The organism is Cupriavidus ulmosensis, from assembly GCF_977008105.1.
This window is the reverse complement of sequence record NZ_CDRMWP010000001.1, coordinates 677969-689026: the sequence shown is the minus strand read 5'-3', so window position 1 is coordinate 689026 and position 11058 is coordinate 677969. Positions and strand designations below refer to the sequence as shown.

Here is an 11058-nt window from a genome sequence, read left to right as displayed (position 1 = left end):
CGGTGCTGGTCGGGTATTATACGGGGCATCGTATTCTCCCTTTCCGGCATGGCAGCACATCCTCTCGACCCGCGTCTCGACCAGCTCAAACTGTGGGTGTCCGGACTCGGTCCGGCCTGGTCGGTCGACCCCGCCTCCTGCGTGCCGGCCTCGGCCGACGCCAGCTTCCGGCGCTACTTCCGCGCCCGCACCGGCAATCCGGCGCATCCGAGCGTGATCGTGATGGATGCGCCGCCCGCGCAGGAAGACTGCCGCCCGTTCATCCACGTGGCCGGCCTGTTCGGCGACGCCGGCGTGACCGTGCCCAAGGTGCTGGCGCAGGACCTGGAGCAGGGCTTCCTGCTGCTGAGCGACCTGGGCAACACCACCTACCTGTCGCGGCTCGACACCGCCAGCGCGCGGCAGCTGTACGGCGACGCCGCGGCGGCGCTGGTGCGCATCCAGGCGGCCACCCGCCCCGGCACCCTGCCCGCCTACGACCAGGCGCTGCTGCAGCGCGAGCTCGACCTGTTCCCGCAGTGGTACGTGGCGCGGCACCTCGGCGTCACGCTCACGGCGGCGCAGCAGGAAGGCCTGGCCGAAGTGATGCAGGCGCTGCTGGCCAACAACCTCGCGCAGCCGCAGGTCTACGTGCACCGCGACTACCACTCGCGCAACCTGATGGTGCTCGAGGGCGAGGCCAATCCCGGCATCCTCGACTTCCAGGACGCGGTGATCGGCCCCATCACCTACGACGCGGTCTCGCTGTGGCGCGACGCCTACGTCGAATGGGAAGAAGAGGCGCAGCTCGACTGGCTGATCCGCTACTGGGAGCGCGCGCGCAAGGCCGGCCTGCCGGTGGCCGGCGATTTCGGCGACTTCTACCGCGACTTCGAGTGGATGGGCCTGCAGCGCCATCTCAAGGTGCTCGGCATCTTCGCCCGCCTGTACCACCGCGACGGCAAGGACGGCTACCTCGCCAACCTGCCGCTGGTGCTGAAATACGCGCGCCAGGTGGCCGGCCGCTACGCCGAACTGCGCAAGCTGGTACGCCTGTTCGACGCCCTCGACGGCGTCGAGCGCCCGGTCGGCTACACCTTCTGATGGCCGCCGCACAAGGCGGGCCCGCCGCCTCGCCCGCCGGGCCCGCCGCCACCCGCCGCGGCGAATGGTGGGCCGGCGTGCGCGCGCTGGCGCCGATGCTGCTCGGCGTGGTGCCGTTCGGCCTGATCTATGGCGTGCTGGCGGTCAACGCCGGCATGCCGGCGTGGCTGGCCTGCGCCATGAGCGCGGTGGTGTTCGGCGGCGCCTCGCAGATGATCCTCACACAGTTGTGGGCGGCCGGCACGCCGGCCGTGCTGATCGCGGTCACGGTGGCGATGGTCAACCTGCGCCACGCGCTCTACTCGGCCAGCATCGCGCCGGCGCTGGCCCACCTGCCGCGCCGCTGGAAGGCGCTGGTGGCCTACCTGCTGACCGACGAGGCCTTCGCCGCCATGACGCGCCGCCTGGCCGACGACGGCGAGCGGCGGCGCTACCGCCACTGGTTCTTCTTCGGCGCCGGGTTCTCGCTGTGGGCGAGCTGGCAGGTCTCGACGCTGGCCGGCGTGCTGGTCGGCGCGCAGGTGCCGCGCGACTGGCCGCTCGACTTCTTCCTGCCGCTGACCTTCATCGCCATCATCGTGCCCGGCATCCGGCACCGCTCGCATGGCGCGGCGGCGCTGGTGGCCAGCGCGCTGGCGGTGGCCTGCTTCGGCATGCCGCACAAGCTGGGCCTGATGGTGGCGGCGCTGGGCGGCATCGCCGCCGGCATGCTGCTGCGCGGCGGCGGCCAGCGCAAGCACGGCGCCACGGAGCCCGCGGCATGAGCCAGATGACCTTGCTGCTGGTGTTCCTCGGCGCCGGCCTCGCCACCTTCCTGATCCGCCTGTCCTTCATCGCCGTGGAAGGCCGGGTGCGGCTGCCCTCGTGGTTCCGCACCGCGCTGCAGTTCGTGCCGGCGGCCATGCTGTCGGCGCTGATCGCGCCCGACCTGCTGATGCGCGGCGGCCGGCTCGCGCTCGGCCTGGACAACGCGCGCCTGCTGGCCGGCCTGGTGGCCATCGTCATCGCCGCGCGCACGCGCAGCGTCGGCTGGACCATCGCCGGCGGCATGGCCACGCTGATCGGCCTCACCTGGTGGCTCGACCACCTGCCGAAATGAACGCCAACGCGAACGCACCGGAGCCCGCCTTGAAAGCCATGATCTTCGCCGCCGGGCGCGGCGAGCGCATGCGCCCGCTGACCGACGCCCGCCCCAAGCCGCTGCTGCCGGCCGGCGGCAAGCCGCTGATCGTCTGGCAGATCGAGGCGCTGGCGCGCGCCGGCTTCACCGACATCGTCATCAACCACGCATGGCTCGGCCAGCAGATCGAGGACGCGCTCGGCGACGGCGGCCGCTTCGGCGTGCGCCTGGCCTACTCGGCCGAGGCCAGCGCGCTGGAGACCGCCGGCGGCATCGCCCGCGCCCTGCCGCTGCTGAGCGCAGCGCCGGCGCGCGGCGACATCTTCCTGGCGGTGTCGGGCGACATCTTCACCGACTTCGACTACCGCGCGCTGCTGCCGCGCGCGCGCGCGCTGGCCGGCGCGCCCGAGCCGCGCATGCACCTGGTGATGGTGCCCAACCCGCCGTTCCATCCCGGCGGCGACTTCGCGCTCGGCGCCGACGGCCTGCTGCGGCCCGCCGGCAGCGCCGGCGCGGCCAGCCTGACCTTCGGCAACATCGGCCTGTACGACACGCGCATGTTCGCCGACATCGAGCCCGGCCGGAAGGTCGCCATGACGCCCTACTACCGCGCCGCCGTGGCCGCCGGCCTGGCCAGCGGCGAGCGCTTCGACGGCGCCTGGGAGAACGTCGGCACCCCGGCCCAGCTTGCCGGCCTGGACGCCGCCCTGCGCGCCGCGGCCGGCGCCGGCGCCGCGCCGCCGCGCTGACCCGCCGATGGCGGCGGCGTAGAATCGAGCCTGTTCCCCCCAACATCCACGTGGCCACACACATGACCGCTCCCGACCCCGCCCTTCTTTCCGCCTGTCGCGGCCGCCGCGCCCGCGTGCTGCAGCAGTTGCGCGCCGCCGGCGGCGGCGTGGCGATCCTGCCCACCGCGCCGGAAGCCATGCGCAACCGCGACAGCGACTACCCGTATCGCCACGACAGCTATTTCTATTACCTGACCGGCTTCACCGAGCCGGAAGCGGTGCTGGTGCTGGTGGCGCCGGCCGCGGGCCCGGAGCGCTGCATCCTGTTCTGCCGCCCCAAGCACGAAGAGCGCGAGATCTGGGACGGCTTCCGCCACGGCCCGGAAGGCGCGCAGGCCGCGTTCGGCTTCGACGCGGCGCATTCGGTCGAGGAGATCGACACGCTGCTGCCGCCGCTGCTGGCCAACCACGCCGTGCTGGCCTACCCGCTGGCCGCCACCACCCGCACCGACATGCAGGTGCGCCGCTGGCTCGACGCGGTGCGCATGCAGGGCCGCGCCGGCGTGACCGCGCCGGCGACCGCGCTCGACATCCGCACCATCCTCGACGAGATGCGCCTGTTCAAGGACGCCGGCGAGATCGCGGTGATGCGCCGCGCCGGCGAGATCTCGGCGCAGGCGCACGTGCGCGCCATGCGCGCGTCGCGCCAGGGGCTGCGCGAATACCACCTCGAAGCCGAACTGCTCTACGAATTCCGCCGCCACGGCGCGCAGAGCGTGGCCTACAACTCGATCGTCGCCACCGGCGCCAATGCCTGCGTGCTGCACTACCGCGCCGGCCCGGCCGAACTGCGCGACGGCGACCTGTGCCTGATCGACGCCGGCTGCGAACTCGACAGCTATGCGTCGGACATCACCCGCACCTTCCCGGTCTCGGGCCGCTTCTCGCCGGCCCAGCGCGAGCTCTACGACCTGGTGCTGGCCGCGCAGGAAGCCGCCATCGCCGAGACCCGCCCCGGCGTGCCCTACAACGTGCCGCACGACGCCGCCACGCGCGTGCTGGCGCAGGGCATGCTCGACAGCGGCCTGCTCGACGCGAACCGCTGCGGCAACGTCGACGACGTGCTCGCCAGCGGCGCCTACCGCCAGTTCTACATGCACCGCACCGGCCACTGGCTGGGCATGGACGTGCACGACGTGGGCGAATACCGCGTGCCGGGCGCCGCGCCGGCCGAAGGCGAACGCCCGTGGCGCCCGCTCGAGCCCGGCATGGTGCTGACCGTGGAGCCGGGCATCTACGTGCGCCCGGCGCCGGATGTGTCCGAGCGCTTCTGGCACATCGGCATCCGCATCGAGGACGACGCGGTCGTCACCGCCGCCGGCTGCGAGCTGATCACGCGCGGCGTGCCGGTCAAGGCCGACGAGATCGAAGCCCTCATGCGCGAGGCGGGAGGTGCGCGATGATCGGCTGGCTGCGCAAGGTCCTGCCCGGCGCCGGCCGCGCCGACGCCCTGCGCGCGCGCGGCTACGATCCGTCGCAGCCGTTCGTGATCAATCTCTACGATGACCGCGTGGTGGTGCACCGCCCCGACGGCCAGCGCGAGGAAGTCGAGTGGGACGCGCTGGAGCGCGTGGTGGTGCGGGTCTCGAACCGCGAGCCGTGGGCCGGCCCCGCCTGGCTGATCCTGGTCGGCGACCCGGCCGCCGACGGCGCCCGGCGCGGCTGCGTGGTGCCGATGAACGCGGTCAACCAGGCCGCGCTGGTGGAGCGCCTGCAGGCGCTGCCCGGCTTCAGCCAGTCCAAGCTCGACAACGCGCTGCGCGACGCCGCGGCCGGCAAGCACCGCACCGACGCCAACCTGTGGAAGCGCGGCGCGCAGCCGGAGCCGGCCGCGAGCGATGCCGGCGCGGCGGACCCGGCAAGGCAGGCGGACGCGGCGGACGGCACGCATGCGCCCGGCGGCCACTGACGACATCATGGACGCGGATATCGCCATCGTCGGCGCCGGCCCGGTCGGCCTGTCCCTGGCCTGCCTGCTGCTGCGCACCAGTCCCTGGCGGGTGGCGCTGATCGACGCCGCCACGCCGGCGCGCGCGGCGCGCGACCCGCGCGCCATCGCGCTCTCGCACGGCAGCCGCCAGCTGCTCGAGCAGATCGGCGCATGGCCGCGCGCGGTGACGCCGATCGAACACATCCATGTGTCGCAGCGCGGGCGCTTCGGCCACGTGCGCCTGCACCACGACGACTACGCCGTGCCGGCGCTCGGCTACGTGGTGCGCTACGGCGAGCTGTGCGGCGCGCTCGAGCGGGCGCTGGCCGCGGCCGCGCAGTCCGTGCCGGACGGCGGCGCGCGCCTGCTGCGCGCCTACGACACGCACATCGGGCACACCGGACAGCACGACGATCCCGCCGGGCTGGTGCGCCTGAGCGGCCACGCGCACGAGCAGCAGCCCGCCGTCTTCACCGCGCGGCTGGCGGTGCAGGCCGAGGGCGGCCTGTTCCAGCCGCAGGCCGACAAGGACCAGGGCAAAGACAAGGACAAGGACAAGGCCGCGCCGCGCGCGCGCGGCGGCCCGGTGTTCCGGCGCGACTACGGCCAGACCGCCATCATCGCCCACGTGATCTGCTCGCGCCCGCAGCCGGGCTGGGCCTGGGAGCGCTTCACCGAGGAAGGCCCGCTGGCGCTGCTGCCCTATGAAGAACAGCACGGCGAGCCGGGCTACGCGCTGGTCTGGTGCTGCCCGCCGGAACAGGCGGCGCGCCGCCTGGCCCTGCCCGACGCGGCGTTCCTCGCCGAGCTGGAGCAGGCGTTCGGCGCGCGCATGGGCCGCTTCACCGCGATCGGCAAGCGCCACGCGTTCCCGCTCGGGCTCAATGCCGCCCAGGTGACGGTCGACGGCCGCGTGGTCGCGGTCGGCAATGCCGCGCAGACGCTGCATCCGGTGGCCGGCCAGGGCCTCAACCTGGGGCTGCGCGACGCGTTCGCGCTGGGCGCCGCGCTGCGCGCCGAGTGCAGCCCGCAGGCCTTGCAGGCGTTCGCCGGGCGGCAGCGGCTGGACCGCGCCGTGACCATCGGCGTGACCGACATGCTGCCCCGGCTGTTCGGCGTGTCCTACCCGCTGGCCGCGCATGCGCGCGGCGCCTCGCTGGCGGCGCTGGCCTGCCTCGGGCCGCTCAAGGATGCGCTGGCGCGGCAGATGATGTACGGCATGCGGCGCTGACGCCGCCGGGGCCGCGGCAACGCGCGCTGCGGGGCGCTGCGGGGCGCGCGGCCGCGCTGCGCCACGGTCCCGCCGCCGGCCGTCGCGGCGCCCTTGCGATTATTTGCTCAAAACTTAAGCAACCCGCCCGGTTTGGCGGTAAAATCCTGCCCTCGCACATGCCCCTGGAAGTCGCCGAACCTTGCGCCGAGCATGGTTTCGGCAGGGCATGCCATTTCATTTTTGTCTCGTTGCGGGCCGCCTTGCCGGCCCCCCGCCAGTCTCTATCGTGCAAATCGGACCGCACCTGCTCCGCAACAATCTGTTCGTCGCGCCCATGGCCGGCGTGACGGACCGTCCCTTCCGCCAGCTCTGCAAGCGGCTGGGCGCGGGTTATGCGGTGTCGGAAATGGTCGCGTCCAATGCGCAGTTGTGGAAGAGCGAGAAGACCATGCGGCGCGCCAATCACACTGGCGAAGTCGAGCCGATCGCGGTGCAGATCGCCGGCGCCGAGCCGTCGATGATGGCCGAGGCGGCGCGCTACAACGTCGAGCGCGGCGCGCAGATCATCGACATCAACATGGGCTGCCCGGCCAAGAAGGTGTGCAACGTCGCCGCCGGCTCGGCGCTGCTGCAGAACGAGCCGCTGGTGGCGCGCATCGTCGCGGCGGTGGTCGCCGCGGTGGCCGAGGTCGATCCGCGCGTGCCCGTCACGCTCAAGATCCGCACCGGCTGGGACCGCCAGAACCGCAACGCGCTGCGCGTCGCGCACCTCGCCCAGGAAGCCGGCATCAGCATGCTGACCGTGCACGGCCGCACGCGCGCCGACCTGTACAAGGGCGAGGCCGAGTACGAGACCATCGCCGCGGTCAAGGCGTCGGTCTCGATCCCGGTGGTCGCCAACGGCGACATCGACTCGCCGCACAAGGCCAGGCACGTGCTGGCCGCGACCGGCGCCGACGCCATCATGATCGGCCGCGCGGCGCAGGGCCGGCCCTGGCTGTTCCGCGAGATCGCGCACTATCTCGACACCGGCGCGCTGCTGCCGCCACCCGAGGTGGCCGAGATCCGCGCGATCATGAACGAGCACCTCGAAGACCACTACGCGTTCTACGGCGAGTTCACCGGCGTGCGCACCGCGCGCAAGCACATCGCGTGGTACACGCGCGGGCTGGCCGGCGCCAACCTGTTCCGCCACCACATGAACACGCTGGACAGCAGCACCGCCCAGCTGGCCGCGGTCAACGCCTTCTTCGACCAGCAGGCGCTGCTGTCGGACCGCCTGGTCTACGTGGACGAAGGCGCGGCCGGCCCGGACGGCGACGAAGACGACCGCAACGGGTCGAACAACAACAAGAACGGGGAGTTGCTTGCCGCATGAGCCGCAACGCTATCGACCAGTGCATTCGGGACAGCCTGAGTGCCTATTTCCGCGACCTGGACGGCGAAGAGCCGTCGAACATGTACAACATGGTGCTCGAAGCCGTGGAGCGGCCGCTGCTGGAAGCCGTGATGGCGCGCGCCGAGCGCAACCAGTCGCTGGCCGCCGCCTACCTGGGCATCAATCGCAATACGCTGCGCAAGAAACTGCAGCAGCACGGTTTACTTTGAAGCGTTCCCCACAGCCATGATCAAGCAAGCTCTTCTCTCCGTATCCGACAAGACCGGCATCGTCGACTTCGCCCGCGAGCTCAACGCGCTGGGCGTGGCGCTGCTCTCCACCGGCGGCACCGCCAAGCTACTCGCCGAGGCCGGCCTGCCGGTCACGGAAGTGGCCGACTACACCGGCTTCCCCGAAATGCTCGACGGCCGCGTCAAGACGCTGCACCCCAAGGTGCACGGCGGCATCCTGGCGCGCCGCGACCTGCCCGAGCACATGGCCGCGCTGGCCGCGCACGACATCCCCACCATCGACCTGCTGGTGGTCAACCTGTACCCGTTCCAGCAGACCGTGGCCAAGGACGACTGCACGCTGCCGGACGCGATCGAGAACATCGACATCGGCGGCCCCACCATGCTGCGCTCGGCGGCCAAGAACCACCGCGACGTCACCGTGGTGGTGGATCCCGCCGACTACGCGCCGGTGCTGGCGGAAATGCGCGCCAACGCCAACAGCGTCGGCTACGACACCAACTTCCGCCTGGCCACCAAGGTGTTCGCGCACACCGCGCAGTACGACGGCGCCATCACCAACTACCTGACCAGCCTCGGCGCCGACAAGTCGCACCAGGCCCGCAGCGCCTACCCGCAGACGCTCAACCTCGCCTTCGAGAAGGTGCAGGAAATGCGCTACGGCGAGAACCCGCACCAGTCGGCCGCGTTCTACCGCGACCTCAAGTCGTTCGACGGCGCGCTGGCCAACTACGCGCAGCTGCAGGGCAAGGAACTGTCGTACAACAACATCGCCGACGCCGACGCCGCGTGGGAATGCGTCAAGTCGTTCGACGCCGCCTACGGCGCGGCCTGCGTCATCATCAAGCACGCCAACCCGTGCGGCGTGGCAGTGGGCGCCAGCGCGCTGGAAGCCTACGAGAAGGCCTTCAAGACCGACTCCACCTCGGCCTTCGGCGGCATCATCGCCTTCAACGTCGAGCTCGACGAAGCCGCCGCGCAGGCGGTAGCCAAACAGTTCGTCGAAGTGCTGATCGCGCCGTCGTTCACGGCCGGCGCGCGCGCGGTGTTCGCCGCCAAGCAGAACGTGCGCCTGCTGGAGATCCCGCTCGGCAAGGGCGTGAACCCGTATGACTTCAAGCGCGTCGGCGGCGGCCTGCTGGTGCAGGGCCCGGACGCCAGGAACGTGCAGCGCGAAGAACTGCGCGTGGTGACCAAGCGCCATCCCACCCCGAAGGAAATGGACGACCTGATGTTCGCCTGGCGCGTGGCCAAGTTCGTCAAGTCCAACGCCATCGTGTTCTGCGGCGGCGGCATGACGCTGGGCGTCGGCGCCGGCCAGATGAGCCGCGTGGACTCCGCGCGCATCGCCAGCATCAAGGCGCAGAACGCCGGCCTGACGCTGGCCGGCTCGGCGGTGGCGTCGGATGCGTTCTTCCCGTTCCGCGACGGCCTCGACGTGGTGGTGGACGCGGGCGCCTCGTGCGTGATCCAGCCCGGCGGTTCGGTGCGGGACGATGAGGTGATCGCGGCGGCGGATGAGAGGAATATTGCGATGGTGCTGACTGGGACTCGGCATTTCAGGCATTGATTGGCCTGATTTGAGCGACGGGCGGTTTTTTTGGCCGCGTTGGCGCTTGAACCCAAAAGCTGTATGACATCCCCGCTGCGCGGGGCTGCCAGTGTGGTGGTCAAGTAATCTTGGACACTTTTCTGGCCACTTCTATCTTTAAATTCTCGTACTCGGCAGGCGGCATGTTCATCGCGGCCGAGTGCAATCTCTGTTGGTTGTAGAAGAACAGCACGTAGTTCGTGATGTCCGCCTGTGCCTCCGCGCGGTCGCAGTAGATCCGGTCGCGGATGCGCTCGCCCTTCAGGCTGCAGAAGAAACGCTCGACGACCGCGTTGTCCCAGCAGTTGCCCGCCCGACTCATGCTCGGTGTGATCCCTTCTTCGCGCAACAATTCCTGGAACGCATGGCTGGCATACGGGCTGCCCTGATCCGAGTGAAACATCAGGCCCTCGGCCGGCTGCCGGCTCGACAGCGCGATTCTCAGTGCCCTCACCACTAGCCGCGTGTCGGCCGAATTCGAGTAAGCCCAACCCACCACCCGCCGCGAGAATAGGTCCATCACCACGGCCAGGTACAGCCAGCCTTGCTGCGTCCAGATGAAGGTCACATCTCCAGCCCACACCCGGTTCGGTTGCGCGACGACAAACTGCCGGTTCAATCGGTTCGGCGCTATGGCCGAGGACTTCCCGCCCTTCGAGTAATAATGCTTGCGAGCCTTCCGGACCGCGACCTGGGCTTCCCGCATCAATCCTCTGGCTCGATGGCGTCCGACAGCATGGCCTCGTCTGCGCAGCTCCTGCGACATGCGGCGGCTGCCGTAGCTTTGCCCACTCGTCTCATGAATCGCCTGGACCTGACCCATCAGCGCCTCACGTTGGGCACGCGGCTTGGCTTGCCGGGCCTTCCACGCGTAGTAGGTGCTGCGCGGCATGCCCAGGGTCTCGCACACCACCGCCACCGGCCAGACCTTCTCCGCCTGTTCGATCACTTCGTATTGCGATCGAGTTCCTTGACGAAGAAGGCCGTGGACTTTTTTAGGATGTCGCGCTCACGCTCCAGCCGGGCCACTTGCCGCTCCAGATCCCGGATGCGGCGCTGGTCGGGCGTCAAGCCCGTCGGGTCACTTGTGGTCGGTACCGGCTTCGCCTGGCGATTGCCAATCCAACGACGAAGCGCTGTCTCACCAATGTCCAGTGCCTTGGCGGCATTGGTCACTGAATATCCCTGCTCTAGCACCAAGTTCACTGCGTCGGCCTTGAACTCGTCGGAGAAATCTCTGCGTCCCATCATCACCTCTCTAGTTGACCGGAAGTCTACCTTTTGAAGTGTCCAGGATCATTAGACCACCACACCAGTCACTTTCTTTTGTCTGAAAAGAAAGTAACCAAAGAAAGCAGACCCCTTGCAGGGGGGCCGGGCGCTCAGACCTTATGTCTGGTGGTGGTTTCGTGGTGCGGGCGTTGGCTTCGATGAGACTGCTGACGCTACCGGTTTGCTCGCCTGCGGCGTCGCAAGCGAAATTGGATTCGTGGTGGCGCTGCATGATGGCGGAGGTCCAGGCCCTTCAGGCTGCTGCCGCGACCGGGGCGGATGCACACGGCATAGGAATGGTGCTGGTTTCGTGGTGGGGACGGTGGCCCCACCACAAGAGTACCCGCTGACACCCGCGCCCCGGTCCACCACGCCCACCACGAAACCATGCGGGTGCTATGTCGTGGCCGCCCGAGCCGGTAACGGCAG

General features: G+C 70.1%; 11 protein-coding genes. 10 read left to right on the top strand and 1 reads right to left on the bottom strand.

What is annotated here, in order from left to right:
- The first annotated feature begins 48 nt into the window (after positions 1-48).
- The 10 genes from ACWTPI_RS03090 to purH all read left to right on the top strand — a co-directional run bounded on the left by ACWTPI_RS03090 (position 49) and on the right by purH (position 9336).
- Positions 49-1083: an aminoglycoside phosphotransferase family protein gene (locus ACWTPI_RS03090; RefSeq protein WP_454730941.1), complete on the top strand. Its 1035-nt coding sequence runs from the start codon at positions 49-51 to the stop codon at positions 1081-1083.
- Positions 1083-1847 (top strand): AzlC family ABC transporter permease, encoded by a 765-nt coding sequence (locus tag ACWTPI_RS03085; protein WP_059410492.1) that lies wholly within the window; start codon positions 1083-1085, stop codon positions 1845-1847. Before ACWTPI_RS03090 ends, ACWTPI_RS03085 begins: the two co-directional genes overlap by 1 nt.
- Entirely contained in the window at positions 1844-2182 is a 339-nt protein-coding gene (locus ACWTPI_RS03080; protein ID WP_454730940.1) for an AzlD domain-containing protein, read from the top strand. Before ACWTPI_RS03085 ends, ACWTPI_RS03080 begins: the two co-directional genes overlap by 4 nt.
- A 29-nt stretch (positions 2183-2211) precedes the next feature.
- A complete protein-coding gene (gene murU / locus ACWTPI_RS03075) occupies positions 2212-2952 on the top strand; it encodes an N-acetylmuramate alpha-1-phosphate uridylyltransferase MurU (protein WP_454730939.1) in 741 nt (246 codons plus the stop codon).
- Between the two features lie 62 nt (positions 2953-3014).
- On the top strand, positions 3015-4397 hold the full coding sequence (locus ACWTPI_RS03070) for an aminopeptidase P N-terminal domain-containing protein (protein WP_454730938.1): 1383 nt from the start codon (positions 3015-3017) through the stop codon (positions 4395-4397).
- Positions 4394-4903 (top strand): hypothetical protein, encoded by a 510-nt coding sequence (locus ACWTPI_RS03065; RefSeq protein ID WP_454730937.1) that lies wholly within the window; start codon positions 4394-4396, stop codon positions 4901-4903. Before ACWTPI_RS03070 ends, ACWTPI_RS03065 begins: the two co-directional genes overlap by 4 nt.
- A complete protein-coding gene (locus ACWTPI_RS03060) occupies positions 4884-6155 on the top strand; it encodes a UbiH/UbiF/VisC/COQ6 family ubiquinone biosynthesis hydroxylase (RefSeq protein ID WP_454730936.1) in 1272 nt (423 codons plus the stop codon). The genes ACWTPI_RS03065 and ACWTPI_RS03060 overlap by 20 nt, the downstream gene beginning before the upstream one ends.
- Before the next feature lie 268 nt (positions 6156-6423).
- Positions 6424-7515, top strand: a complete 1092-nt coding sequence (dusB, locus tag ACWTPI_RS03055) for a tRNA dihydrouridine synthase DusB (protein WP_020206442.1) — start codon at positions 6424-6426, stop codon at positions 7513-7515.
- Positions 7512-7745: a Fis family transcriptional regulator gene (locus tag ACWTPI_RS03050; protein WP_017225335.1), complete on the top strand. Its 234-nt coding sequence runs from the start codon at positions 7512-7514 to the stop codon at positions 7743-7745. Before dusB ends, ACWTPI_RS03050 begins: the two co-directional genes overlap by 4 nt.
- Positions 7746-7761: 16 nt before the next feature.
- Entirely contained in the window at positions 7762-9336 is a 1575-nt protein-coding gene (purH, locus tag ACWTPI_RS03045; protein WP_454730935.1) for a bifunctional phosphoribosylaminoimidazolecarboxamide formyltransferase/IMP cyclohydrolase, read from the top strand.
- Positions 9337-9436: 100 nt separating this feature from the next.
- Here purH and ACWTPI_RS03040 read toward each other — a convergent pair.
- Positions 9437-10605 (bottom strand): IS3 family transposase gene (locus tag ACWTPI_RS03040; RefSeq protein WP_454732439.1). Its coding sequence is split into 2 segments (ribosomal slippage): positions 9437-10347 and positions 10347-10605, totalling 1170 coding nucleotides; the frame shifts between segments, so codons are not numbered across the junction.
- Positions 10606-11058: the final 453 nt, after the last annotated feature.

Excerpts from the sequence above, each read along its gene's own strand:
- ACWTPI_RS03090 (WP_454730941.1), top strand. The coding sequence starts at position 49 with ATGGCAGCACATCCTCTCGACCCGCGTCTCGACCAGCTCAAACTGTGG.
- ACWTPI_RS03080 (WP_454730940.1), top strand. The coding sequence starts at position 1,844 with ATGAGCCAGATGACCTTGCTGCTGGTGTTCCTCGGCGCCGGCCTCGCC.
- ACWTPI_RS03070 (WP_454730938.1), top strand. The coding sequence starts at position 3,015 with ATGACCGCTCCCGACCCCGCCCTTCTTTCCGCCTGTCGCGGCCGCCGC.
- ACWTPI_RS03050 (WP_017225335.1), top strand. The coding sequence starts at position 7,512 with ATGAGCCGCAACGCTATCGACCAGTGCATTCGGGACAGCCTGAGTGCC.
- ACWTPI_RS03085 (WP_059410492.1), top strand. The coding sequence starts at position 1,083 with ATGGCCGCCGCACAAGGCGGGCCCGCCGCCTCGCCCGCCGGGCCCGCC.
- purH (WP_454730935.1), top strand. The coding sequence starts at position 7,762 with ATGATCAAGCAAGCTCTTCTCTCCGTATCCGACAAGACCGGCATCGTC.
- ACWTPI_RS03060 (WP_454730936.1), top strand. The coding sequence starts at position 4,884 with ATGCGCCCGGCGGCCACTGACGACATCATGGACGCGGATATCGCCATC.
- ACWTPI_RS03065 (WP_454730937.1), top strand. The coding sequence starts at position 4,394 with ATGATCGGCTGGCTGCGCAAGGTCCTGCCCGGCGCCGGCCGCGCCGAC.